The sequence below is a fragment of the Pseudoroseomonas sp. WGS1072 genome, from assembly GCF_049340465.1.
In the GTDB taxonomy this organism is placed as follows: domain Bacteria; phylum Pseudomonadota; class Alphaproteobacteria; order Acetobacterales; family Acetobacteraceae; genus Pseudoroseomonas.
Genome location: NZ_JBMPSU010000001.1, coordinates 1,136,291 through 1,161,146, shown reverse-complemented (window position 1 = coordinate 1,161,146; position 24,856 = coordinate 1,136,291). Strand labels below are relative to the sequence as shown.

16 protein-coding genes and 1 other annotated feature are annotated in these 24,856 nt (G+C 70.2%); of the genes, 7 read left to right on the top strand and 9 right to left on the bottom strand.

Features of this window, described 5'->3' with window-relative positions:
• Positions 1-68: 68 nt before the first annotated feature.
• The 5 genes from ACF3NH_RS05555 to ACF3NH_RS05535 all read right to left on the bottom strand — a co-directional run bounded on the left by ACF3NH_RS05555 (position 69) and on the right by ACF3NH_RS05535 (position 4,250).
• Positions 69-437: a hypothetical protein gene (locus ACF3NH_RS05555; RefSeq protein ID WP_422922156.1), complete on the bottom strand. Its 369-nt coding sequence runs from the start codon at positions 435-437 to the stop codon at positions 69-71.
• Between the two features lie 2 nt (positions 438-439).
• Positions 440-742, bottom strand: coding sequence for a hypothetical protein (locus ACF3NH_RS05550; protein WP_422922155.1), 303 nt, complete (start codon positions 740-742; stop codon positions 440-442).
• Between the two features lie 3 nt (positions 743-745).
• Positions 746-1,063, bottom strand: coding sequence for a hypothetical protein (locus tag ACF3NH_RS05545; protein WP_422922154.1), 318 nt, complete (start codon positions 1,061-1,063; stop codon positions 746-748).
• Positions 1,064-1,245: 182 nt separating this feature from the next.
• Positions 1,246-3,699, bottom strand: a complete 2,454-nt coding sequence (locus tag ACF3NH_RS05540) for a class I SAM-dependent DNA methyltransferase (protein WP_422922153.1) — start codon at positions 3,697-3,699, stop codon at positions 1,246-1,248.
• Positions 3,693-4,250 carry a type IIL restriction-modification enzyme MmeI gene (locus ACF3NH_RS05535; RefSeq protein ID WP_422922152.1) on the bottom strand — a complete coding sequence of 186 codons (558 nt, stop codon included), beginning with the start codon at positions 4,248-4,250 and terminating at the stop codon, positions 3,693-3,695. Before ACF3NH_RS05535 ends, ACF3NH_RS05540 begins: the two co-directional genes overlap by 7 nt.
• A gap of 255 nt (positions 4,251-4,505) precedes the next feature.
• Between ACF3NH_RS05535 and ACF3NH_RS05530 the strand changes: the two genes are divergently transcribed.
• Both ACF3NH_RS05530 and ACF3NH_RS05525 read left to right on the top strand, forming a co-directional pair.
• Positions 4,506-5,734, top strand: a protein-coding gene (locus tag ACF3NH_RS05530; RefSeq protein WP_422921654.1) for an IS3 family transposase whose coding sequence is annotated in 2 segments (ribosomal slippage) — positions 4,506-4,803 and positions 4,803-5,734 — 1,230 coding nt in all. Because the reading frame shifts where the segments join, the coding sequence is not laid out codon by codon here.
• Positions 4,790-4,906 (top strand) — a sequence feature (AL1L pseudoknot). It overlaps the preceding gene by 117 nt.
• Positions 5,735-6,320: 586 nt before the next feature.
• Positions 6,321-7,244: a manganese catalase family protein gene (locus ACF3NH_RS05525; protein WP_422922151.1), complete on the top strand. Its 924-nt coding sequence runs from the start codon at positions 6,321-6,323 to the stop codon at positions 7,242-7,244.
• Positions 7,245-7,423: 179 nt separating this feature from the next.
• On the opposite strand, the gene putA is transcribed toward ACF3NH_RS05525, so the two are convergent.
• The gene (putA, locus tag ACF3NH_RS05520; protein ID WP_422922150.1) at positions 7,424-11,131 is read right to left on the bottom strand and encodes a trifunctional transcriptional regulator/proline dehydrogenase/L-glutamate gamma-semialdehyde dehydrogenase; all 3,708 of its coding nucleotides are present in this window, start codon (positions 11,129-11,131) and stop codon (positions 7,424-7,426) included.
• Positions 11,132-11,272: 141 nt separating this feature from the next.
• On the opposite strand from putA, the gene ACF3NH_RS05515 reads away from it, so the two are divergent.
• The gene (locus ACF3NH_RS05515) at positions 11,273-11,758 is read left to right on the top strand and encodes an Lrp/AsnC ligand binding domain-containing protein (protein WP_198367675.1); all 486 of its coding nucleotides are present in this window, start codon (positions 11,273-11,275) and stop codon (positions 11,756-11,758) included.
• 94 nt (positions 11,759-11,852) lie between these two features.
• Positions 11,853-13,310: an aminotransferase-like domain-containing protein gene (locus ACF3NH_RS05510; RefSeq protein WP_422922149.1), complete on the top strand. Its 1,458-nt coding sequence runs from the start codon at positions 11,853-11,855 to the stop codon at positions 13,308-13,310.
• Between the two features lie 9 nt (positions 13,311-13,319).
• Here the strand turns inward: ACF3NH_RS05510 and ACF3NH_RS05505 are convergent, their stop codons facing one another.
• Both ACF3NH_RS05505 and ACF3NH_RS05500 read right to left on the bottom strand, forming a co-directional pair.
• Positions 13,320-14,597: a hydroxymethylglutaryl-CoA reductase, degradative gene (locus ACF3NH_RS05505; RefSeq protein WP_422922148.1), complete on the bottom strand. Its 1,278-nt coding sequence runs from the start codon at positions 14,595-14,597 to the stop codon at positions 13,320-13,322.
• A 71-nt stretch (positions 14,598-14,668) separates the two neighbouring features.
• A complete protein-coding gene (locus tag ACF3NH_RS05500; RefSeq protein WP_198367673.1) occupies positions 14,669-15,649 on the bottom strand; it encodes a Bug family tripartite tricarboxylate transporter substrate binding protein in 981 nt (326 codons plus the stop codon).
• A 177-nt stretch (positions 15,650-15,826) separates the two neighbouring features.
• On the opposite strand from ACF3NH_RS05500, the gene ACF3NH_RS05495 reads away from it, so the two are divergent.
• The 3 genes from ACF3NH_RS05495 to ACF3NH_RS05485 all read left to right on the top strand — a co-directional run bounded on the left by ACF3NH_RS05495 (position 15,827) and on the right by ACF3NH_RS05485 (position 20,725).
• Positions 15,827-18,124: an FdhF/YdeP family oxidoreductase gene (locus tag ACF3NH_RS05495; RefSeq protein ID WP_198367672.1), complete on the top strand. Its 2,298-nt coding sequence runs from the start codon at positions 15,827-15,829 to the stop codon at positions 18,122-18,124.
• 148 nt (positions 18,125-18,272) lie between these two features.
• Positions 18,273-19,763, top strand: a complete 1,491-nt coding sequence (locus ACF3NH_RS05490) for an amidohydrolase family protein (protein ID WP_422922146.1) — start codon at positions 18,273-18,275, stop codon at positions 19,761-19,763.
• A complete protein-coding gene (locus ACF3NH_RS05485) occupies positions 19,763-20,725 on the top strand; it encodes a CobW family GTP-binding protein (protein ID WP_422922145.1) in 963 nt (320 codons plus the stop codon). Before ACF3NH_RS05490 ends, ACF3NH_RS05485 begins: the two co-directional genes overlap by 1 nt.
• A gap of 17 nt (positions 20,726-20,742) precedes the next feature.
• On the opposite strand, the gene ACF3NH_RS05480 is transcribed toward ACF3NH_RS05485, so the two are convergent.
• Positions 20,743-24,480 (bottom strand): PAS domain-containing protein, encoded by a 3,738-nt coding sequence (locus tag ACF3NH_RS05480; protein ID WP_422922144.1) that lies wholly within the window; start codon positions 24,478-24,480, stop codon positions 20,743-20,745.
• Positions 24,481-24,856: the final 376 nt, after the last annotated feature.

Genomic DNA, 24,856 nt, shown 5'->3' with positions numbered 1-24,856 from the left:
CATCATCCGCCGAAGCCGCAGGGTTTCTGGAGGTATCCAGTTGGCCGGAGGTTGACCTCCGGCCTCTGTCACCCAGGAATTTCTTCGTCGCTTGATGACAGCGAGTCATCGCGCCGGACGAGGCAGGCGAGCACGGCATCGCGGTGGGGACCGCCGACGATCGACATGCGCCACCATGTTCGACCGTCCGCCAAGTCATCCGCGACCGCGTCGAAGTCGAGGGCGTGGAGAAGGGCATGCAAGACGACCCGCTCACCAGAAGCCAGAACGCGGTCGAGACGGGCAGCCTCTTCGACCAGGGCACCATCACGGTTCCGTCGGAGCGCAGCCAATGTGAGGTCATTCCAAGACCGGCAGGTTTCGATCTGGATGCCCAGGCGGCGGCAAAGGTCGCCGCCTGGGCCGCGCCCGAAGGCGGAGAAGGGGAGCACGAACATGCTCAGACCTCCCCCTCTGGCAGGACCGTACCGCCCGCCTCCGCAGCAAGACGCTCCAGATCGGAGGCAAGCGAGTTGTAGGTCGCTCGGTAGCTGCTGCGCTCGCCCTGATAGCGCGAGTCGGCCCAGGCGCGTCGGAAGGTGCGCAAGACACCCTTGCCGTTGCGGCGAGTGTACGGCGTCCCGTCCGTCATCACGAGGGAGAGCCAGACAGGGCGCGCCCAGTGGCAACCGTTGGTGGTGGTCGACACGAGGAGCAGCCGCCGCCTAGTGGCCAGAGCGGCAGCCTTGAGGATGAGCGGCATGAGTCAGCCCTCCTCGCCCGAAATGGAGCTAATCGCGGCCGTGTCTTCGGCAAGCGATGCCAGCCAGACGTCGAGATCGACGCGAAGGTAGATGACCTTGCGGCCGATGCGACGGAAGCGAGGACCTTGGGGCAGGCCGGGCCGACGCTTATCGCCTCGCTGGCGAAGTTTGGCGAAATGGCTCGCGGACGAGCCGCAGAGCGCCGCTGCGTCGCGAGTGTTGAAGGCTTCTGGTGGGTAGGTAGGCACGGCAGGATCTCCGGCATCAAGCCGAGGAGCGTCCAAGCCCGGTTCGATTTCTTCCGTGATCACAAGGACCACGGCCTCTCCGCTGACCTCTCGGCCCGCGGCTCCCTCTGTCCCTCGCGGACAGAGCCTTGCGTCAAGCTCTCGGTCGCAAGACGCTCCCCAGGTTAGTGCGGGGAGAGTAGAACCGGGCTTAAATCAACTATAGGGGGAATTTCTGGGCGCGATCAAGCTTTTTCGTGCACCAGTATGAACGATCAGGCATCAGCCTCGGCGGCAGGTATCGTCACGGCAGCAGGACCGCTGGCCCGGGCGTGGTTCAGGGCTAATAGGCGGGAGAGCGCATCCGGCTCGGTGATGTCGGCGGGCCAGCCATAGGCTTCGGCCACGGCGGCGTCGAGGGCGCGGTGCAGGTTGTCCAGCCAGGCGCCTTCGGGCGTGCCTCGCGTGTTGTAGAGCGCGGTCAGGGTTCGCTTCTTCAGCAGGGCGGCGGCAGCGGCGTCCTTTGGGGTCAGCCGGTCGGGGAAGCCGGGCACGACCTCCGGCACACGGTCGACCAGTTCCGGCGGGTTCAGCCAGCGCTCGCGCGCCTCCACCAGCGCCCGCGCGGCGGCGGCGATGCGTTGGGCGCGCGGGTCTCCGGCATAGGCGGCGGCCGGGATGTTCGGGGTCAGCCCGCCCGGAAAGGGGAACGTCCTGAAGGTGGTCGACGAGGTGTAGCGCGGCCGGTCCTCCAATGAGGTACCAAGGTGCAGCGCCCACGCCCGATGGAAACGGCTGTGTAAAATTCCGAAGGCAGTGTCGTCGTCTCGCGCAACCACAACCAAGTTCTTGTCGGGGGTGACGCCCGAGGCGCACCAAGCAAACACACGGTGCTTTGAAACTTCCGGGGTGACGATGAAGCGAGACAAAGGTGCGATGGCTTGGATCATGGCCGGGGCACGCCGAGCCAGTTTCCACCATTCACGCCGCTCCGCTGGCGACCCCGACACCTTGCGAACCGGGGAAACCTTCTCCTGCACCAGCGCGAACGGTTGAGCGAAGAACGCAGCTTCTACCTCTGTTCTTTCCCCGAAATTGACGATCCACATATCACGAAAACGGCCCATCAAATCATCGCCGTTCATCCACGGTGCCAACACATCCGAGTTCAGTCTGCCGTTGGCGTTGGATGGCATACTCAGCCACAAGCGGGCGACATTACCAGGAACATCGAAGGACCCTTTCTTCGTGATGCCGCTGAAGGCCGTCCCCTCGTTTTCGGCTAACGGGCGGGCAGTCGTCAGATCAGCACTACCTGCCGTGAGGTCAGGGAAAATCGCTTCAACACTAGAGCCGTTCAGCCGAGCGGGGCTGGTATGTTCAGAAGCGAAGCAGACGAGCGACACGCGAACGGCGGCGCCATCGAGGGTCCACGGCTCATCTGACCATGCTGCGTAGATGGTGCTCTCGCCGCTGATGCGGTCGAGAACGCGTCGGTTCGCGCCGCCCCGGATGCTGTTGGTGGCAACCAACCCCACCCTCTCAGCACGACCAGTTTGCAGGGCTTCCCGTGCCTTCTCGAACCAGTAGCAGACAAGATCGGCGCCACCCGGCACCCGGCCTGCATAGGCAGCGCGAAGGCGGGTCGTGTATTCCTCGCCCAGGGCGCCGATCATCGCCTTATCGCCCAGGAAGGGCGGGTTGCCGACGACAGCAGTCGCCGTAGGCCAGTCTGCGACCGCGCCCTCCGGCGTCAGCACCGCGTTCCGGCATTCGATGGTGTCCAGGGTCCGCAGCACCGGATCGGACGGCGCAGGGTAGCCGTTGCGTCGCGCCCATTGGATATGGCCGATCCAGACACTGACCCGAGCCAGCTCCGCCGCATAAGGATTGACCTCGATACCAAGCACCGTCTCCGGTCCGATCATCGGCAACGAGGGTTCCAGGCCCAGCACCTCCGCCTCAATGCCCACGCGCTGCTCCAAATCCTTGAGCGCGAGCAAAGATAGATAGAGGAAGTTCCCCGAGCCGCAGGCCGGATCCAGGACCCGGAAGCCCCGCAGCCGGTCCAGGAAATCCCGGTGGGCGCCCTGGGCCTCGGCTAACATGGTGGCCATCTTCCGCGTTCGCCGGTCCGCGGCGCGGCGCAGGCTGGTGCGGGCGGCGCGGCTCTCGGCGGTAATGCCGTCCGCCCCGGCCAACACCGCTGCTTCCGCCCCTATAGGCGCCCGCGCCTCCTGCACCAGCGCCGTCCGTGCTTCCAGGGCCGCGGCGATGCGCTCCTTGGTAGCCAGCCACTCCGCCAGCAGAGGCTGCACCACGACCGCATCCACCAGCAGGCCGATCTTGTCGCGGTCCGTGTAGTGGGCGCCCAACTGGCTGCGCTTGTCAGGGTCGAGCCCGCGTTCGAACAGGGTGCCGAGGATGGAGGGGTCGATCTCTGCCCAGTCCAACGCCGCCGCGCTGGTCAGCAGGGCAATATCGGGGGCCTCTAGCGGCAGGGCGGTGTCATCGTCAAACAGCCCCCCGTTGAACCATTGCACGGGCTGGAAGCCGATCCGGCCACCCCTGGTTCCCATGGCGCGGAATAGTTCGGAAGCGGCATCCGCGAAGCTGGCGGGCGCCTTGGTGGCATAGGCCAGCATCTCGGACAGGAGGCGATCGGGCAGCAGGCCGACGTCATCGGCGAAGAGGCAGAAGATCAGCCGGTTGACGAAATGCGCTACCACCTGCGGGTCATGCCCGCGTGCCCGCGTGCCCGCAGGCGCCGCGCCAACTCGGCGAACTCACCTGCTGCCTGTTCGGTCAGCGCCTGGCGCGTGGTGGCCGGGCGCCAGCGGTCCGGGTCCGTCCAGCACGCCTTGAGCAGCACCCGCACGGTCGGGTCCCGTAAATCCTCCAGGCCGAAATCGCGCCGGTCCGACACCGCGTTGGTCCAGTTGGTGCGGACGATGATGCGGTCCATATCGCTGCTGATAAGCAGAGGCGGGTTCTCCAGAGCCCCGGCGTATCGGAGAAGCTGGTCATGCGCCTTCTCCAGGTCGCCGCCGCGGGACTTGTATTCCCAGCCGAAGCAGCCGCGCTTCCACACATCAGCCCAGCCGCCCCCGCCCGCGGCCTTCTTCACCCCCTTCTCAAAGGCATACGTCGTGCCGGTGGCGTCCGAATTGGGCGTCGGCACGCCCAGCAGAGCGCATAAGTCTAGGAAATGTTCCTTGGACGCGGCGGCCTCATTGCGGGTGTTCGCCTGCCACTTGGCGATAAAGGCATCAGGGGTCATCGCGGAGATGCTAAGGCGATTCGTGAGTGAGGGGGAGGGAGGTGCCGCGTGGTCCACGTCCGAAGCGGGATACGTTCCAGTGATGCTGCTCGCCCATTCTCAACCTGATGCTTGGCCCTCTTCCGGAAGAGGCTTAGCTGCTTGCTGAGCCGAACCCGGCTTCGTGCTCGAAGGCCGCGCCACAGGTTCGTGACTACCCCCATATTGAACCGCCCCGGGTTCCCCGGAGGCTCCAACTCTTGAGAAGGTGGAGCCATGACGAAGAAGACTTCGAACCGATATTCGCCTGAGGTCCGGCAGCGGGCGGTACGGATGGTGCTGGAGCATGGAGGCGACCATGCCTCGCAATGGGCGGCGATTGGCTCGATCGCGCCCAAGATCGGCTGCACGGCGGAGACGCTGCGCGGCTGGGTGAGGCAGGCCGAGCGCGACCAGGGGCTGCGGCCTGGCCCAACCAGCGCGGAGGGGGAGCGGATCAAGGCTCTGGAACGCGAGGTCCGCGAGTTGCGGCAGGCCAATGAGATCCTGCGCAAGGCGTCGGCATATTTCGCGTTGGCGGAGCTCGACCGCCGCTCGAAGCCATGATCGCCTTCATCGACGATCATCGCGAGGTCTACGGTGTCGAGCCGATCTGCAGGGTGCTGCCGGTCGCCCCGTCGACTTACCACGCCCATGTCGCCCGGCGCACTGATCCGGCCAAGGCCTCGCCCCGCACCCGGCAGGATCGGGTGCTCATGGAGAGCATCCGACAGGTGCATGCGGCCAATTTCGGGGTCTATGGCGCCCGCAAGGTCTGGCGGCAGCTCGGCCGCGAGGGCATCGTGGTGGCCCGCTGCACGGTGGAGCGGCTGATGCGTGCCATGGGCCTACGGGGTGCGGTGCGCGGGAGGGAGATGAGGACCACCGTCTCTAACCCGGCCACGCCGTGTCCGCTGGATAAGGTGAACCGGCAGTTCCGGGCGTCGGCGCCGAACGTGCTGTGGCTGTCGGATTTCACCTACGTCGCGACGTGGCAAGGGTTCGTCTACGTCGCCTTCGTCATCGACGCCTTTGCCCGCCGCATCGTCGGCTGGCGGGTGTCACGGGCGGCCAGTGCAGGCTTCGTCCTCGACGCACTGGAGCAGGCCATCCACGACCGGCGTCCCGTGAAGGGCGGCCTGACCCACCACAGCGACCGCGGGTCGCAATATGTCAGCATTCGGTACACGGAACGGCTGCTCGACGCCGGGATCGAGCCGTCCGTCGGGAGCGTTGGTGATTCCTACGACAACGCACTGGCCGAGACGGTGATCGGACTGTTCAAGACCGAGGTCATCCGCCGCCGCGGCCCGTGGCGGTCGCTGGAAGCCGTCGAATACGCCACCCTCGAGTGGGTGGCCTGGTTCAACATCCACCGCCTCCTCGAGCCGATCGGAAACGTCCCTCCCGCCGAAGCCGAGGCGCGTTACTATGCTGCGGGGGATGCACCAGCCCTGGCCGCTTAACCCAAACCAACCAGCCTCCGGCAAACCCGGGGCGGTTCATATTTGCCTGCTGGCTTCCGCTTGAGGCGAGCCGTCGGCCGTCTTCGCAGGCACCTATCGCTCCTATGGGCGGCACCCATTCAGGAGGCCTACGGACTTCAGGACCGCTCTTGTATGGACAAGGTTGCCAATTTTCGCCCTGCGCAGCCCTTTCGGAAGAGGTCCTAGGCTCGCGCGCATGCTGATGCTATGTGTAGCAGGTTCGTGCTACACAATGGGTCTGAAGACTGTTTCCGGGCGATGATTCATGCTTTGGAATCAAGCAGTTAGGGCAATTCAGGACGTAACGCTCCTGGCGCCCCAACCAGCCTGTTTCCCCGCATGAGATCAGAGCCGTGTGGCAGAAGCGATGCGGCCTGGAGCAGCGGCAGCCGCGATGGAGGCGGACGGGCCATCGCCTTCGCGCTGGCGACCGGCCAGGCGCGACCTCGGTGGCGTCTGGAGGGGGGATGTTCGCCCCGGAAGCGCAGGAGATAATTCTTGAGAGCCAAACTCATGCAGCCCTGAACGGTTCTTCCAACGGGAAACTCCCCGAAGGAACACCGCGATGTTCATGAGAATAGACAAACTCCAGGCTGAGCTTCCATCGCCCAAGAGAGCGGATCCCAACGCAGCGGCAGCTTTAAAGGAGCTGTTGGGCGGCAAGTACGGCGAGATGTCCACCCTGGGCAACTACATGTTCCAGAGTTTCAATTTCCGCAGCAAGGACAAGCTCAGGCCATTCTATAGCCTGGTGGCCAGCATCACGGCGGAAGAGCTTGGGCATGTGGAGCTGGTGAGCAACGGTGTCGCCATGCTCGCCAACGGGCCCGACAACAGCGGTGATCTGGCCGATGGCGGTGACATCTCCGGCGCGCCCTTCGAGGCCATGAAGGATATCCGCTCCTTTGCGTCGTTCGCTTCCAACGGCGGCGGTGCGTTGCCGGTCAACAGCAACTCCATGTCCTGGAATGCGGATATGGTGACGACGACCGGCAATGTGGTCGTTGACCTGCTGCACAACTTCCATCTCGAATGCGGCGCCCGCCTGCACAAGCTGCGGGTCTATGAGACCCTGTCGGATCCGACAGGGCGCGAGGTCTGTGGGTACCTGCTCGTCCGGGGCTCCGTGCATGCGCATGCCTATGCCCTGGCTCTGAAGCAGATCACGGGGGTGGAGTTGGAGAAGTTCCTGCCCACGCCGAACATTCCCCTCGACAAGATTCCGGAATGTCAGAAGTACCTGCAAGAGGGATCCCACCGCCGGCTCTACACATTCAGCCCCGCCGACTACAAGGAGATGGCCGGCATCTGGGGCAATGGAGAGCAGGCGCTTCCCGATGATCCGCCAGGAGAACTGACGGTGGTCGACGGCCTGCCGGAAGGTGGGAAGATTCACCAGCTGACCGGCATACCCTCAGCCTTCAGCCCGGACTATTCGCCCGAGGAAATGTTCGAGATTGCCACCAAACTCTACAAGGCATCTCGATAGGGAAGCCAGAAGCCTTCTGGATATCCTCGTATCCGACGGCAGGGTCAGGAGCATCCCGGGCGGGCGGTGGGCGATGACCGCGCGGAGGGGGCAGGGACGAGCGACCCTGTCCTGCCCGCCGCGGTGATCGCCTTCGGCTTTGCGAGGGTGTGTTTCTTCGAGAACCGGGAAACGCGCCGTCAGCCGATGTTCATCAGGCTGGCATTGCCGCCCGCCGCCGCCGTGTTGGTGCTGACCGAGCGTTCCCGCAGCAGCAACTCCAGCGGATAGTCCCCGCCTCCGGCCAGTTCCGCGGGCGTGGCCGCGAGGACAGGGCGCAGCGGTCCGTCCAGCGCGGCCGCGTGGGCGCAGAAGGCCTGCAGCTCCGCCGCCTCTCCCTCAAAAAGCGCGACGGCGCAGCCCGCCAGGGCCTCCGCCTCCACCAGCGTGACATGATCCGACAGATCGGCGGGCAGGGCGCCGGCGAGCCAGCCGCGCAGGTCGTCGGGCACCGCCAGGCGGGCGCGGTTGCCGGTGGCCAGGGCGGCGCCGACCTGCAGCATCAGGCCGAGCGGCGTGGCGGGGCGGCAGAAGACGGCGCCGCGCGGGTCCAGCATGTAGGTGTTGGTCTCGCCCACCGGCCCCGGCAGCGCCAGCCGCAGGCCGAGGCGGGAGGCCCGGGCCATCGCCGCGCAGCGGGCCGCCGCCTCGTGCTGGCCCCGGGCGGAGAGGTGGCCGTGCCAGGCCAGGGCGGCGGGAGCGGGGGAGGGGCCGGGCGGCAGGGGGGGCTCCGGCGCGGCGGCCAGCAGCCGGCGCAGGTAGAGCGGCCCGCCCGCCTTGGGGCCGGTGCCGGAAAGCCCGTGGCCGCCGAAGGGCTGCACGCCGACCACGGCGCCGATGATGTTGCGGTTGACGTAGATGTTCCCGGCCGGGGCGCGGTCGGTCAGCCGCGCGATGGTCTCGTCGATGCGCGAATGCACGCCGAAGGTCAGCGCGTAGCCGGTGGCGGCGAGGTCGCGCAGCAGGGCCTCCAGGCCGTCGCGCCGGAAGCGCAGCACGTGCAGCACCGGGCCGAAGACCTCGCGCTCCAGCATGGCCGGCCGCTCGATCTCCACCAGGGCTGGCGAGACGAAGTGGCCGCGCGCGGCCTCCCCGGGCAGGGGCAGGGCATGAACGGCGCGGCCGGCGGCGCGCATGGCGGCCAGATGGCGCTCGATGCCCTGCCGCGCCTCCCCGCTGATGACCGGGCCGATATCGGTGGCCAGGCGATCCGGGCGGCCGATGCGCAGCTCCGCCATGGCGCCCTTCAGCATGGTCAGCACACGGTCCGCCACATCCTCCTGCAGGCAGAGGAGGCGCAGCGCCGAGCAGCGCTGGCCGGCGCTGTCGAAGGCCGAGGCCAGGACATCGGCCACCACCTGTTCCGGCAGGGCGGAACTGTCCACCACCATGGCGTTCTGGCCGCCCGTCTCGGCGATCAGCGGCACCGGCCTACCGTGGCGGCCGAGCCGCGTGGCGAGTTGGCGGTTGATCAGCCGCGCCACCTCGGTCGAGCCGGTGAACATCACCCCCTGCACGCGCGGATCGGCGACCAGCCGCGCGCCGACCTCGCCATCGCCCGGCAGGAATTGCAGCGCGGCGGGCGGGATGCCGGCCTCGCGCAGCAGGCCGCAGGCCAGGCCGGCGATCAGCGGCACCTCCTCGGCCGGCTTGGCCAGCACCGGGTTGCCGGCGGCCAGCGCCGCCGCGACCTGCCCGGTGAAGATGGCGAGCGGAAAGTTCCAGGGCGAGATGCAGACCACCGGCCCGAGGGGAGGGTGCGTGGCGGCCTCGAGGCCGCGCGCCTCCGCGGCATAGTAGCGCAGGAAATCCACCGCCTCCCGCACCTCGGCGACGGCGTTGGGCAGGGACTTGCCCGCCTCGCGCACGATGGGGCCGAGCAGGGCCTCGCGGCGCTGCTCCATCAGGTCGGCGGCGCGGTCCAGCAGGGCGGCGCGCTCGGTGGGGGCGGTGGCGGCCCAGGCGGGGGTGGCGGCGGCGGCCCGGGCGAGGGCGGCCTCCACCGCCGCCTCGCCCGCCTCCACGACATGGCCGACGAGATCGGCGGCATCGGCGGGATTGCGGACCTCCCGCGAAGGGCCTTCCGCCCCGTCCTGGCCAAGCTCTGGCGCGCTGTGCAGCGGCACCGCCGTGCCCTCGCCCAGCAGCTCCGCCAGCCGCGCGATCTGGTCCTCGTCGGCGAGGTCGAGGCCGGCGGAGTTGCGGCGCGGCGCCAGCAGGTCGCGCGGCGCCGCGATGCGCGGATGCGGCCGGCCGGGCGGGTCGAGCGCGGCGGCGGCCTCGGCGGGGTCCTCCAGCAGGGCCTCGACCGGGATGCCGAGGTCGTTGATGCGGTGGACGAAGGAGGAATTGGCGCCGTTCTCGAGCAGGCGGCGCACCAGATAGGCCAGCAGCGTCTCATGCGTGCCGACGGGCGCGTAGATGCGGCAGGGACGATCGAGCCTCGAGGGCCCCACCACCTGCTCGTAGAGCGGCTCGCCCATGCCGTGCAGGCACTGGAACTCGTACTGGCCGGGCAGGTAGCGCTCCGGCCCGGCCATGCTGTGCAGGGCGGCCAGCGTCATGGCGTTGTGCGTGGCGAATTGCGGAAAGACGGCGTCGGGCGCGGCGAGCAACCGGCGGGCACAGGCGAGATAGGCGACATCGGTGTGGATCTTGCGGGTGTAGACGGGGAAGTCGGCGAGCCCCTCCTGCTGCGCGCGCTTGATCTCGCTGTCCCAGTAGGCGCCCTTGACCAGCCGCACCATCATCCGCCGCCCCGTGCGCCGCGCCATGTCGATGACGGCATCGACGACGAAGGGCGCGCGCTTCTGGTAGGCCTGGATGACGAAGCCGACGCCGTCCCAGCCACGCAGCGCCGCGTCGCCGCAGAGCGCCTCCAGCAGGTCGAGCGAGATCTCCAGGCGGTCGGCCTCCTCCGCGTCGATGTTGAGGCCGATGTCGTGGCGCCGCGCGCGCCGCGCCAGATCGAGCAGGACGGGCAGCAGCTCCGCCATCACCCGCCCGCGCTGCGCCCGGCTGTAGCGCGGATGCAGCGCCGAGAGCTTGATCGAGATGCCGGGCCCGTCGAGGAGGCCGCGCCCGGCCGAGGCGCGGCCGATGGCCTCGATCGCCCGCTCGTACTCGGCGCGGTAGCGCGCGGCATCGGCCGCCGTCATCGCCGCCTCGCCCAGCATGTCGTAGGAGTAGCGGAAGCCCTTCGCCTCCATGGCGCGGCTGCGCGCGAGCGCGTCCTCGATGGTCTGCCCGGTGACGAACTGCTCGCCCATCATCCGCATGGCGAGATCGACGCCGCGGCGGATCACGGGCTCGCCGGCGCGGGCGATCAGCCGCGTCAGCGCGGCGCCGAGCCCGGCCTCGCTGCTGGTCGCGGCCAGCTTCCCGGTCACCACCAGCCCCCAGGTCGCGGCGTTGACGAAGAGCGAGGGTGAGTGGCCGAGATGCCGCCGCCAGTCCAAGGCCTGGCCGCCGCCGCCGATCTTGTCGCGGATCAGCGCGTCGCGCGTGCCGGCATCGGGGATGCGCAGCAGCGCCTCGGCCAGGCACATGAGCGCCACGCCTTCCTGGCTGGAGAGGGAGAATTCCTGCACCAGCGCCTCCACGCCGCCGCGGCGCGCCTGGGCGCGCAGGCCGAGGATCAGCCGCCGCGCCAGGGCGCGCGTCGCCTCCCGCTCGGCCGGCGCGAGGCGGGCGGCCTCGATCAGCGGCGGCAGGCAGGCGCTCTCCGGGCGGCGGCAGGCGGCCGTGACGGCCCGCCGCAGGGCATCGCGCGGCACGGCCTCGCGCGCCAGCCCGGCGAAGGGCGGTTCGGCGGGCGGCATCGCGCCGGGGATCTCGGACGGGGGCATGGCGGGCTCCGGGGCTGCCCGCCGGAGGGCGGCGGGACGGCGGGATGCTAGAGCAGGCGCGGGCGGATCAGTACGGGACATCGGGCCGGTTCTGCCGCATGATTCTCCGTCTCAGCCCAGATTGCCGCGAAAGATACGGCCATGGACCGGATTGACCTCAGGATTCTGGACATCATCCAGCGCGATGGCCGGATCACCAACCTGGAGCTGGCCGAGCAGATCGGCCTCTCGCCGACGGCGACCAGCGAGCGGTTCCGCCGCCTGGTGAAGGAGGGCTATGTCACCGGCTTCGCGGCCCGCCTCGATCCGCGCAAGCTCGGCTTCGGGCTGCTCGCCTTTGTCGAGGTGTCGCTCGACAAGACCACGCCGGATGCCTTCAGCCGCTTCGCCCGCGCGGTGAACCGCGCGCCGCAGGTCCTGGAATGCCACATGGTGGCCGGCGGCTTCGACTATCTGGTGAAGGTCCGGCTGAAGGACATGAACGCCTATCGCCGCTTCCTGGGCGAGGTGCTCCTCAGCCTGCCGGGCGTGAAGGAGACCCGCACCTACGCGGTGATGGAGGAGGTCAAGGAGGACGCCCCGCTGTCGCTGCTGCGGAGCGTGGAGCCGGCGGGAGAGGCGGGCTGAGGCGGCGGCCCTTCGCCCTTCCGGGCGGGCCCCGAAGGCGTCACCATCCGTGTGGCCTGCCTCCGCCCGGAAGCGGAGGCGGCGGGAGGGATGCATGCGCGAGGGGCCGGACGGGCAGCCTGACATTCGGCCGATGGCGGAGTTCCGCCAGGGCGGGCGGAAGGCCCTCTCCAAGGCCGGGCGCATCGCCGCGCGGCTGGTGGCGGCGATGGAGGGGCGGCAGCTGCGGCCGGGATCGCGCCTGGCCTCCATCCGCCAGGGCGCGCGGGAGCAGGGCGTGTCGAAGAACACCATGGCGGAGGCCTATGAGCGGCTGGTGGCCTCGGGCCATCTGGAGGCGCGGCGGGGCGCCGGCTATTTCGTCAGCGGCCGCCCGTCGCGCCCGGCCGGCCTGGTCCCGGCGGCGCGCCGGGAGGTGGCGGAGGCGCTGAACCTCGTCTCCCTGCTGCGCGAGCAGACGGAGGAGCATTATCTGGTCCGCCCCGGGGAGGGGCGCCCGCCGCCCTCCTGGATGGAGGGCTCGGAACTGGCCCGTCACCTCACCCAGGCCAGCCGGGCGCTGTACCGGGGCGAGGCGCATGGCTATGGCAGCTCCTGGGGCTATGCGCCGCTGCGGGAGCGGATCGCCCTCTCGCTCGCCGAGCGTTCGCTGCCCTGCGGGCCGGAGCAGGTGCTGCTGACGCAGGGCGCGAACCATGCGCTTGATCTCGTCATCCGCCACCTGATCGCGCCCGGGGACCGGGTGCTGGTCGACGATCCGGGCTACTACCCGCTCTTCGCCAAGCTGCGCCTGGCCAAGGCCGAGATCCTCGGCGTCCGCCGCACGGCCGCGGGGCCGGATGTCGAGCATCTCGCGGCGCAGCTGGCGCGGCGGCCGGCACGGGCCTTCTTCACGCAGTCCCTGGCGCACAACCCGACCGGCGGCACGCTGACCCCGGCGGTGGCGGCGGCGGTGCTGCGGCTGACCGAGCGGCACGGCTGCCTGCTGGTGGAGGACGATCCCTTCGCCGATCTGCTGCCGGCGGCCGGCCCGCGCCTGGCGGCGCTGGACGGGCTGCGGCAGGTCCTCTACGTCGGCACCTTCTCCAAGACCCTCTCGGCCTCGCTCCGCGTCGGCTATCTGGCGGGGCCGGCGCCGCTGGTGGCGGCGCTGAACGACCTCAAGCTGCTGACGGTGGTCTCCACCTCGCAATATGCCGAGCGGCTGGTCTGCCGGCTGATGGAGGCCGGGCACTACCGGCGCCACCTGCGCCGCCTGGCGCGCCGCGTGGAGGCGGCGACGGCGCAGGCCCTGCGGGATCTCGCGGCCATCGGCCTGCCGCTGGCGCGCCCGCCGGGAGGCGGCTTCTATCTCTGGGCGCGCCTGCCTCCGGGCCTGGACGAGGAGGCGCTCTGCCGCCGGGCCGCGGCGCAGGGCATCTTCCTGGCGCCCGGCGCCGTGTTCAGCCCCGAGCGCGGCGCGGGCCCCGCGGCGCTGCGCATCAATGTCGCCCATGCCGGCGATCCGCGCTTCCTCGACTTCATGGCGCGGGCGCTGGCGGCGGGGGCGTAGCGGCTGGCCTCAGCCGGCGCGCATCCGCGCCAGCTCGGCCGTCGCCACATCCTGCCGGACCTGGCGCCTCTCGACCAGGATGGCGGCCAGCCGCGCCACCTCCGCGCCCACCGCGCCGGCGGCGATGGCCACGTTGTTGGCGTGCAGCGCCATGTGGCCTTTCTGGATGCCGGTGGTGGCCAGGGCCTTCATCGCGCCGAAGTTCTGCGCCAGGCCGACGGCGGCGATGATGCGGGCGAGCCCGGCCGCCGTATCGACGCCGAGGATCTTCAGGCAGGCGCGGGCGGTGGGATGGATCCGGGTCGCGCCGCCGACCAGCCCGACCGGCATCGGCAGCTCGATGGAGCCGGCGAGATGCCCTTCCGCCGTCACCTCCCAGTGGGTCAGGCTGGTGTAGCGGCCGCTCCGCGCGGCATAGGCATGGGCGCCGGCCTCCACCGCGCGGGTGTCGTTGCCGGTGGCCAGCACCACGGCCGAGACCCCGTTCATGATGCCCTTGTTGTGCGTGGCGGCGCGGTAGGGATCGGCCTCGGCGAAGTGGTAGGCGGAGATCATGCCGTCCCGCACCTCGGGCCCGCCGATGGCCTCCACCGGCCAGAGGGCACGGGCGCGGGCCAGGCGGCGGTCGGCGAGGTTGGAGAGGATGCGCAGGAAGACCTTGCCGCCGGTCCAGGCCTCGATCCGGGGCGCCAGGGCCTCGGCCATGGTGTTGACGGTGTTGGCCCCCATCGCATCGCGCGTATCGACGATCAGATGCGTGACGACCATGGGGCCGCCGAGGGATTTCACGATCCGCACCTCGAGGTCGCGGAAGCCGCCGCCGAGCGAGACCAGCATCGGGTCGCAGCCATCGCACAGCTCGGCGATGGCGGCGCGCTGCTCCAGGATGGTGAGGCGCGCATTCTCTGGGTCGCTGACGCCCACGAGCTGGATCTGCGCGATCATCAGCGTGCCGGAGACGGAGGTGGTGAAGCCGCCGGCGTCGTGGCACTGCCGGGCCGAGTTGCAGACGGCGGCGACGACGGAGGATTCCTCGGTCGCCATCGGCACCAGCACGTCCCGGCCATCGACGCGCATGTTGGTCGCGACGCCGATGGGAATGGCCAGGGTGGCGACCACGTTCTCGATCATGTGGTCGGCCAGATGCGGGTCGATGTTGCCGGGTGCCGCGAGCTGCGCCCGGCTCGCCTCGTCGAGGCCGGCGAAGGCCGCGACAGCCTCCAGCCGCTCCGCCGTGCTCATGCGGTGAAAGCCGGGAATGCGCGAGGTGAGGTTGCTCAGGGACATGCGGGAGATCCGTGTAAACGGCTGGGCGGAGAAAGGCGGGCGGGCCGGGCGGTTCGGGGCGGCGTCCGCGCCTATTCGAGCCGGATATTGCCCTCGCGGATCACCTCGCCCCATTTCCGGGTGTCGGCGATCAGCGTCTCGCGCAGCGTCCGGCCGTCGCTGCTGACCAGGGAGACGCCCTGCTCGGCCAGGCGCGCGCGCAGCCCGGCATCCTCCGTGGCGGCGCGCAGCGCGGCGCCGGCGCGGTCCAGGATCGGGGCCGGCGTGCCGGCGGGCGCGAACAGCCCCTGCCAGAAGAAGACCTCGAAGCCCGGCAGCGTCGCGGCCACGGGCGGCAGGTCGGGGTAGTTCGGGATCGGCGCGGTGGCGGTCACCGAGAGGCCGCGCGTGCCGCCGTCGCCGAGCGTGGTGGCGGCCTCCTGGATCGCCTGGAAGACGGCATGGATGCGGCCCTGCCGCAGGTCGAGCGCGGCCGGCGCGCCGCCGCGGTAGGGCACGTGGACGATGTCGATGCCGGTGCGGGCGCGGAACAGCTCCAGGCAGAGATGGCTGACCGAGCCGGTGCCCGGCGAGCCGAACAGCACCTTGCCCGGATTGGCCTTGCAATGGGCGATCAGCTCCGCCGTGGTCCGCGCCGGCACGCCGGGATGGACATGCAGGATGAAGGGCGTGCGGAACACCATGCCGATCGGGTCCAGCTCGCGCACGGGGTCCTTCGGCGTCAGGTTGGGCTGCAGCGTCTGGTTGATGGCGAGCGTCGTGGTGCCCATGACCAGCGTGTAGCCATCGGGCTTCGCCCGCGCGCCGTAGGTGGTGGCGACGGAGGTGGCGGCACCGGGGCGGTTCTCCACCACCACGGGGACGCCGAGCCCGCGCGACATCGGATCGGCCACGGCGCGGGAGGCGAGATCGGTGACGCCGCCGGGCGGGTAGCCCTCGACCAGGGTGATGGCGCGGCTGGGCCAGGCGGCCTCGGGTTGGGCCAGGAGGGGACGGGCGGCCAGGAGGCCGGGTGCCGCCAGGCTGGCGGCGAGCAGGCTGCGACGGTGCATCGGACGTTCCCCGGATCTTGTTGCTTTATGGCGACAGGCTGTCCCTGGAACCGTGCCCGGGAAAGGGACAGTTGGCGGCAGAATCGCTGGCACAGTCGGGACCCGCGGGCGCCGCCGGCGCAACTCTTCCCGGCACCGATCGGTTGATTCCAGAACAGCGTGCGGGAGATCTTGGGCGTGACCGAGGACGTCGAATACCGGCCCTATGACGGGCCTTCGGGGGGCTGGGGGTCCGTCAAGTCGCTGGGTCGCATCCTCCGGCAGGAGGGCCGGGCGGTCAGCACCGGCCTGGCGTTGCGCCGCCAGAACAAGGATGGCGGCTTCATGTGCGTCTCCTGTGCCTGGGCCAAGCCGAACCCGCCGCACCTCTTCGAGTTCTGCGAGAACGGCGCCAAGGCCAGCGCCTGGGACCTGACCAGCGCGAGGGTCGAGCCGGACTTCTTTGCCCGGCATCGCGTGACGGAGCTGGAGGCCTGGAGCGACCACGACCTGGAGATGGCCGGCCGCCTGACCGAGCCGATGAAATGGGACGCGGCGACGGACCGCTATGTGCCGGTCGCCTGGTCCACGGCCTTCCAGGAGATCGGCGCGGCGCTGCGGGGGATGCGGCCGGACGAGGCGGTCTTCTACGCCTCGGGCCGGGCCTGCAACGAGGCCTCCTACATGTACCAGCTCCTGGCGCGCATGTACGGCACGAACAACCTGCCCGATTCCTCCAACATGTGCCACGAGAGCACTTCCGTCGCCCTGCCCAAGTCGATCGGTGTGCCGGTCGGCACGGTGACGCTGGAGGACTTCGCCCAGACCGACCTGATCCTGATCTTCGGGCACAACACCGCCTCGAACAGTCCGCGCATGCTGCATCAGCTGGATGAGGCCCGGCGGCGCGGCGTGCCCGTCATCACCATCAATCCCCTGCGCGAGCAGGGCCTGGCGGCCTTCACCAATCCGCAGGATCCACTGCAGATGACGGTCCAGCCGTCGACGCGGATCTCCTCGCTCTTCGTCCAGCCCCGCGCGGGCGGCGACCTCGCCCTGCTGGCGGGCCTGTGCAAGATCCTTCTCGAATGGGAGGACGAGGGCGGGGAGCCGGTCCTGGACCGGGCCTTCATCGAGGGCCACACGCATGGCTTCGAGGACTTCGCCCAGGCGATGCGGCGCCAGGACTGGGCGGAGATCGAGCGGCATTCGGGCGTGGCGCGCGGGCAGATCGAGGAGGTCGCGCGGGCCTATCGCGGCGCCGGGCGGGTCCTCGGCGTCTACGGCATGGGCCTGACGCAGCAGCGTGCCGGGGTCGAGATCCTGCACATGCTCGTCGCCTTCCTGCTGCTGCGCGGCAATATCGGCCGCCCCGGCGCCGGCATCTGCCCGGTGCGCGGCCATTCCAACGTGCAGGGCCAGCGGGCCGTCTGGATCACCGAGAAGCCGGAGCTGGCGCCCCTGGACAAGCTCGGCGAGATGTTCGGCTTCAGCCCGCCCCGCCACAAGGGCACCGATGTGGTGGAGGCGGCGGAGCGGGTGATCCAGGGCCGGATGGGGGCCGTCATCCAGCTCGGCGGCAACCTGGTGCGCTCGCTCCCGGAACACCGCCTGCTGGAGCCGGCCTGGCGGAAGCTGCCGCTGACCGTGATGATCACCACCAAGCTGAACCGCAGCCACGTCATCCACGGGCGGGCGGCCTATCTGCTGCCCTGCCTCAGCCGCATCGAGATCGACCGCCAGGCCAGCGGGCCGCAGGAGGTCTCGGTGGAGGACAGCACCTCCTATATCCATCCCTCGCGCGGCATCCGCGAGCCGGCGGGCCCGCATCTCCTGTCCGAGCCCGCCATCATCGCCGGCATCGCCAAGGCGACCCTTCCTGCGAACCCGAAGCTCGACTGGGATGCCTGGGTGGGCGATTACGGGCTGGTCCGCCAGGCCATCGCCGAGACATTCCCGAAATGGTACGACCGCTACAGCGAGCGCATGCGCCGGCCCGGCGGCTTCCATCGCCCCAATCCGGCGCGGGAGCGGAACTGGGAGACGGAGACCGGCAAGGCCAATTTCCTGCCGCCCGCGAGCCTCGATGCCAATCCCGACATCTCGGTGACGGGAGCCGGCGTCTTCGCCCTGATGACGGTGCGCAGCAACGACCAGTTCAACACCACCATCTACGGCTATGACGACCGCTTCCGCGGCATCCATGGCAGCCGCGACATCGTCATGATGAACCGGCGGGACATGGATGTCCTGGCCCTGGCCCCGGAGGACCGGGTTTCGCTGCTCACCGTGGCCGGGGATGGGGTGCATCGGGAGGTGGACAACCTCCAGGTGGTGCCCTTCGATCTGCCGGAGGGCTGCGTCGCCGCCTACTATCCGGAATGCAATCCGCTGCTGCCGCTCTGGCACCACGCGAAGGAGAGCCACGTTCCCGCCGCCAAGGCCATTCCCGTCCGCATCCGGCGCATGGGCGAGGGAGGCACCGCCGGCGACTGAGATCCGGCCGGTTGTCGTGGTCCGGCTGTTGCGGCCTGGGCGGTTTGCGCCTCTATTGACCCGTTCCGGATCTCCGCCGGGTGGACATGGCACGCGGCCGTGACGGGGTCCGGCGTGGTTTGAGGTCATGGCAGGCGGAGTGGCGAGAATGGGTGCCTTGATGATCAGCGGCGGCCGGGTGGTCGATCCGGCGAGCGGCCTGGACGGTGTCGCGGATGTGGCGATCGGCGATGGCCGCATCCTCGCCGTCGGCACCGGCCTCGGCGGGGCGGAGCGGGTGATCGATGCCACCGGCCTGGTGGTCGCTCCCGGCTTCATCGACCTCCATGCCCATGGCCAGTCCATCCCCGCCGACCGCATGCAGGCCTTCGACGGCGTGACGACGACGCTGGACCTGGAGGCCGGCGTGTTGCCCGTCGCCTCCTGGTACCGGCGGCAGGCCACTGAGGGGCGCGTGCTGAACTACGGCGCCGCCACCAACTGGGCCTTCGCGCGCATCGGCGCCATGGTCGGCACCAACGAGGAATCCTCGCTCGAGGCCTTCGGCCGCGCCATGCGGGACCGGCGCTGGATGGACAACATCGCGACGGAGGCCGAGCAGGCCGGGATCATCGAGCGCCTGGCCCAGGGACTGGACGAGGGCGGCATCGGCATCGGCATCCTCAACGCCTACGCGCCCGGCGCCGGCGTGCAGGAGCTGCTCGAGGTCTGCAAGCTCGCCGCCGCCCGGACCGTGCCGACCTTCACGCATGTCGCCTACATGGCACGGATCGATCCGCAGAGCGCCGCCGAGGCCTATATCCGCCTGATCGGCTATGCCGCGGCGACCGGCGCGCATATGCACATCTGCCACTTCAACAGCTCCAGCAAGACCGACATCGCCCGCTGCTACGAACTGGTGCGCAACGCGCAGCTCAAGGGGCTGAACATCACCGTCGAGGCCTATCCCTACGGCACCGGCTCCACCGTGCTGGCGGCGGCCTTCTTCAGCGACCCGGACTTCGAGGCGCGCAACGGCCTCGGCTACGATTCCGTGCAGCGCGTGACCGATGGCCACCGCTTCCGCGACCGGGAGGAGCTGCTCTCCGCGCAGGCCGAGGACCCGTCCCAGCTGGTGCTGTGGCATGTGCTGGACACCGAGCACAACCAGCGGCACCGCGAGTTGCTGGACATGGCCGTGCTGTACCCGGACGGCGCCATCGCCTCCGACGCCATGCCGTGGTCCATGCCGGATGGCAGCACCTATACCGGCGATGCCTGGCCGCTGCCGGAGGAAGCGACGTCCCACCCACGGTCCGCCGGCTGCTTCACCCGCTTCATCCGCCACTGGGTGCGGGAGCGGCAGGCGGTGTCGCTGCTGGAAGGCATTCGCAAATGCTCGTTGATCCCGGCGCAGATCCTGGAAGCCAGCACGCCGGCCATGCTGGGCAAGGGGCGGCTGGGCGTCGGCGCCGATGCCGATGTGGTGGTGTTCGACTACGACACGCTGAGCGACAAGGCGGAGTTCAGCGCGATGAACCGGCCGTCGGAAGGCGTGCGCCACCTGATCGTCAGCGGCGTGCCGGTGATCGCCGATGGGGTGATGGACGTCGCCGCGCGGCCGGGCAGGCCGGTGCGCCGGCCCAGCATCGCGCGCTGATGGCCGGCCCGACCGTTCCCGTCCTGCCCGTTCCTGTCCTGCTCGTCACCGGCTTTCTGGGGGCGGGCAAGACCACGGTGGTCAACCATATCCTGCGTGAAGCGGGCGGGCGCCGCATCGCCGCCGTCGTCAACGATTTCGGCGCCATCAACATCGATGCCGAACTGATCGCCGGTGCCAGCGACGGCGTGGTGAGCCTGGCCAATGGCTGCATCTGCTGCACACTGGAAGGCGACCTGCTGCGGACGCTGGCCACGCTGCTGCGGCGCGCGCCGCGGCCGGAGGCCATCGTCATCGAGACCAGCGGCGTCGCCGACCCCGCCGACATCGTGCGCAACCTGATGGACCCGGTGGTGTGGAAGGAAGCGCCGCTGGAGACGGTGTTGTGCGTGGTCGATGCCACCGCGCCGCCCACGGCCTTCGAGGATCCGCTGCTGCGCGCGCAGCTGCGCATGGCCGATGTGGTGGCCTTGAGCCGGACCGACCTGGGCGACGCGGCGGCGCTGGAGCGTGCCCGCGCCGCCCTGGCCGCGCTTCGCCCGGCGGCGACGCTGGTGGAGGCGCCGGACGGGCAGGTGCCGCTGCCCCTGGTGCTGCCGGACGACCCGGCCCGCCCGCCGGTGCCGCGCGAGCCGGGCCGCCGCCGCCCGCAGGCCGACCGGTTCGAGACACTGAGCTGGACCGCCGAGGCACCCCTCTCGCTGCCCCGTTTCCAGGCGGCCATCGGGCGGCTGGCGCCCGGGCTGGCGCGCGCCAAGGGAATCTTCGAGGCGGTGGAACAGCCCGGGCGGCGGCTTCTGTTCCAGCTGGCCGGCGGCCGCGCCACCCTGGCGCCGCTGGCGGGCGGGACGGCCGGGGAGGCTCCCCGCAGCCGGATCGTGTTCATCGCGGAGATCGGCCGGCTGTCCGAGGCCCGGATCGGCGAGGCCATGCGGACCTGCCTGGCGGACCGGGAGGGATAGGGCCGCCGTCCTGTCCCTTACGAAGCCTTGTCGGTGATCAGCCTTCGGATCCGGCCGGCCAGGTCCTCCATGGTGAAGGGCTTGGTCATCACATGCATGCCGGGGTCGAGGTGCCCGTCGCCCACCACGGCGTTCTCGGCATAGCCGGTGATGAACAGCACCTGCAGGTCGGGGCGGCTAAGGCGGGCGGCATCGGCCATCTGCCGCCCGTTCATGCCGCCGGGCAGTCCGACATCGGTCACCAGCAGGTCGATGCGGACATCGGATTGCAGCACCTTGAGGCCCGTGGCGCTGTCTCCCGCCTCGATGGCGGCATAGCCCAGCTCCTCCAGCACCTCCATCACCAGCATCCGGACGGTCGGCTCGTCATCCACCACCAGGACGGTCTCGCCCAGCCCCGCCCGGGGGGCGTCGGCCAGCTCGGGCAGCGCCTCCGGCGGCTCCGCCTCGCCCAGGTGCCGCGGCAGGTACAGGCACACCATCGTGCCCTGGCCGGGCTCCGAATAGATGCGCGTCTGCCCGCCGGACTGCCTGGCGAAGCCGTAGATCATGGAAAGGCCGAGCCCAGTGCCCTGGCCCAGCGGCTTGGTGGTGAAGAACGGATCGAAGGCCTTGGCCACCACATCCTGGGTCATGCCCGTGCCGGTATCGGACACGCAGAGCGAGATGTACTGCCCGGGCCCGAGGTCGCGGTCCCGCGCGGTGCGGCTGTCGAGCCAGCGGTTGGCGGTCTCGATGGTCAGGCGTCCGCCGCGCGGCATGGCATCGCGCGCGTTGATGCAGAGGTTGAGCAGCGCGTTCTCGAGCTGCGGCGGATCCACCCGCGTGGGCCAGAGGCCGCCGGCCCCCACCACCTCGACCTCGATCGCCGGCCCGACCGTGCGGCGGATCAGCTCCTCCATCCCGGTGACCAGCCTGTTCACATCCGTCGGCCGGGGGTCCAGCGTCTGCCGGCGGGAGAAGGCGAGCAGGCGGTGCGTCAGCGAGGCCGCGCGCGTCGCCGCTCCCTGCGCCGCCGCGACATAGCGATCCATGTCCGTCACCCGGCCCTGCGCCACGCGGGCGCGCAGCAACTCCAGGCTGCCGGTGATGCCGGTCAGGAGGTTGTTGAAGTCATGGGCGAGGCCGCCGGTCAGCTGGCCGACGGCCTCCATCTTCTGGCTCTGGCGCAGCTGCTCCTCCGCCTGCAGCAGCTCGGCCGTCCGCTCGGCGATGCGCTGCTCCAGCGTCTCGTTGAGGGCGCGCAGCGCCGCGGCGGCGCGGTCGCGCTCCGCCTCCACGGCGCGCCGTTCCTCCACGCCGATCAGCACGCCGGGGAAGCTCAGCGGCGTGCCGTCCGGCGCATGGTCGACACGGCCATTGGCCTCGATCCAGTGATACCGCCCATCGGCGCGGCGCACCCGGTACTGGTGGGCATAGGCGCCGCCACGGGCGATCGCGGTGTTGATCGCGGCGACGAGGCCGGGCTTGTCATCGGGATGGACAGTCGCGACGACCTGCTGGAGGCTGAGGCCGATATGCCCGAGCGCGGGATCGAGGCCGAAGCTGCGGGCGAAGGCTTCGTCCACCGTGAAGCGGTCGGTGGGCAGGTCCCAGAGCCAGGTGCCGATGATGGCGCCCGCCGCCAGCGCGAGCTGCACGCGCTGGATGTTCTCCCGCGCCAGGGCCTCGCTTTCGCGCAGCGCCGCCTCCGCCTGCTTGCGGGCCGTCACGTCGCGGAACAGCACCGAGACCTGTGGCCGGCTCGCCTGCTCGACACGGGCGGACGAAACCTCGATATGGCGCCCCGCCGCGGCGAAATACCGCTCGAAGCGGATGGGCCGGCCGGTGCGCAGCACGCTGCCGTAGAGTTCGAGCCAGCCCTCCGCCTCCTGCGGCGCGAGGCCGCGGATGGTCTTGCCGACGATGTCGGGAATGCCGGTGTGCCGCTCATACCCGGCATTGGCCTCGACATGGACGTAGTCGCTCAGGGGGCCGTGCGGCCCGTCGATGAACTCGATGATGCAGAAGCCTTCATCCATCGAGTTGAACAGGGTCTGGTAGCGCGTCTCGCTTTCGCGCAGCGCTGCCTCGGATCGCTTGCGGTCGGTGATATCGAGCACGGTCCCGACCAGCCGCGCCGGTCTCCCGTTCTCGAAATGGGTCTCGCCCTGCGCCGAGACCCAGCGCTCGATCCCGTCCTGCAGGCCGATGGTGCGATACTCGGCGGCGAAATGCCCCGATCCGGCGGGATCCATGGATTGCCGCACCGCCTGCTCCGCCCGCGCCCGGTCCTCCGGATGCAGCCCGGCCACGAAGGTGTCCTCATAGCTGACGGACGCGCCGGGCGGCAGGCCGAACAGCGCGCGGCAGCGGTCGTCCCAGGTCAGCTCGCCGGAGGGGATGTGATAGTCGAAGGTACCGATCCCGGCGGCGCTGGTCGCCAGGCGCAGGCGGTCGTCGGCCTCCTGCAGCGCCGCCCTGGTGCGCTGCCGCTCGCTGATGTCGAGCATGGCGCCGATCATCCGGATGGCCTGGCCGCCGGGCGCGCGGATGACGTAGCCGCGGTCCAGCACCTCGGCATAGCTGCCATCGGCGCGAAGGAACCGGTACTCGCCGGACCAGCTCGTCCCGGTGCTGTCGATCGCGGCGTGAATCTCCCGGTCGATCCGGTCCCGGTCCTCGGGATGGATGTGGGAGAGCCACCAGCCGCCGGTCGGCTCGACCTGCTCGGGCCGCCATCCGTAGGCCTCTTCGAGGGCCTCGTTCCAGAGGACGCGATCGTCCTCGAAGCTCCAGTCCCAGATCGCGTCCCGCGTCGCCCGCTGCGCCAGCCGGAAGCGTTCGTTGACGACCTCCAGGGCCTGTCCGGCCAGATGCTGCTCCGTGCGGTTGCGCAACACCTTGAGGTAGCCGGTGTGCGCGCCCCGCTCGTCCCGGAGCAGCATCATCTCGCCCGAGCCCCAGAAGCGGGAGCCGTCCTTGCGCTGGTACCAGCGCTCGTTGGAGGCCTGGCCGTTCCGGACGGCGAGCGCCACCTCGGCGTCCGGGAGGCCGGCGGCCTGCTCCTCCGGCACGAAGATCAGATCCGCGGAGCGGCCGAGCATCTCGGCCTCGCTCCAGCCCAGGATGTTCACGGCGCCGGTGTTCCAGCCGGTCACCCGGCGCGCGAGGTCGAGGCTGATGATGGCGAAGTCCGTCGCGCTGTTCAGGACCTGCCGCCGCAGGGCCTCGGAGCGGGCCTGCTCGGCCCGCAGAAACTCCTGCTGCGCCAGGCTGCGGCGGAGGTTCAGCTGGCTCATGACCTGCCGCGCCAGCGTCCTGAGCACGAAGTGCTGCTGGGGCGTCAGCCCGCCGGGGCGCGGCGCCGTGTCGAGCACGCAGAGGGTGCCGAGGGGCAGCCCCTCCGGTGTTTCCAGCAGGGCGCCGGCATAGAAGCGCAGCCCCGGCTCCGCGGTGACCAGCGGGTTGCAGCGGAAGCGGGCATCCTCCCGCAGATCGGGAATGACCATCTCGCCGGGCTGAAGCATGACCCGGGCGCAGATCGCGTTGTCGAGCGGCATCTCGCGCATGTCGAGGCCGACCTCGGCCTTGAACCACTGGCGGTCCCGCGCGATCAGGTTCACCGCGGCGATGGGCGCCTCCAGCAGGGTGGAGGCCACGCGGACGAGATCGTCGAAGTCCTGCTCGCGGGGCGTGTCGAGAATGCCGTAACGGTCGAGAGCCGCAAGCCGGTCGGCCTCGGTCCAGCCGGGAGCCTGAATCCTGTCATCCATCGCGCTCGGCTGCCTTCAGTCAGTCATGCACCGGAAGCCGGCACGGCGCCGATGCGTCGGGGCGGGGCCTCGCCTCGTGAACAGGGTCAGGAGCGACCGGCCGCCCCGGTCCGCCCGATGGCGGCCGGCGACGGTGCCGCCTCGCCGGGGTGGCGGGAAGGACGCGTGATCAGGGCCGGGGCGGGGGAGCGGGCGGGCATGCGGCGAGGATAGCAAGCCGCGCCGCGCGAGGGAAATACTATACCGGACCCTCGCCCGGCGGGCCGGGCCGACACCCGCCCGGCCCGTCCATGAAGGTTTGCAGATGGCGGCCGTCTGGGCGAACCTTTCACGCGCCACGCCAGGTCCCTCCGGCCTGCGCGGAACGCCAGAAGGG

Coding starts and splice junctions, on each gene's coding strand:
- ACF3NH_RS05490 (WP_422922146.1), top strand. CDS start 18,273: ATGGGTGCCTTGATGATCAGCGGCGGCCGGGTGGTCGATCCGGCGAGC.
- ACF3NH_RS05555 (WP_422922156.1), bottom strand. CDS start 437: ATGTTCGTGCTCCCCTTCTCCGCCTTCGGGCGCGGCCCAGGCGGCGAC.
- ACF3NH_RS05505 (WP_422922148.1), bottom strand. CDS start 14,597: ATGTCCCTGAGCAACCTCACCTCGCGCATTCCCGGCTTTCACCGCATG.
- ACF3NH_RS05525 (WP_422922151.1), top strand. CDS start 6,321: ATGTTCATGAGAATAGACAAACTCCAGGCTGAGCTTCCATCGCCCAAG.
- ACF3NH_RS05500 (WP_198367673.1), bottom strand. CDS start 15,649: ATGCACCGTCGCAGCCTGCTCGCCGCCAGCCTGGCGGCACCCGGCCTC.
- ACF3NH_RS05510 (WP_422922149.1), top strand. CDS start 11,853: ATGCGCGAGGGGCCGGACGGGCAGCCTGACATTCGGCCGATGGCGGAG.
- putA (WP_422922150.1), bottom strand. CDS start 11,131: ATGCCCCCGTCCGAGATCCCCGGCGCGATGCCGCCCGCCGAACCGCCC.
- ACF3NH_RS05535 (WP_422922152.1), bottom strand. CDS start 4,250: ATGACCCCTGATGCCTTTATCGCCAAGTGGCAGGCGAACACCCGCAAT.
- ACF3NH_RS05485 (WP_422922145.1), top strand. CDS start 19,763: ATGGCCGGCCCGACCGTTCCCGTCCTGCCCGTTCCTGTCCTGCTCGTC.
- ACF3NH_RS05480 (WP_422922144.1), bottom strand. CDS start 24,480: ATGGATGACAGGATTCAGGCTCCCGGCTGGACCGAGGCCGACCGGCTT.
- ACF3NH_RS05515 (WP_198367675.1), top strand. CDS start 11,273: ATGGACCGGATTGACCTCAGGATTCTGGACATCATCCAGCGCGATGGC.
- ACF3NH_RS05550 (WP_422922155.1), bottom strand. CDS start 742: ATGCCGCTCATCCTCAAGGCTGCCGCTCTGGCCACTAGGCGGCGGCTG.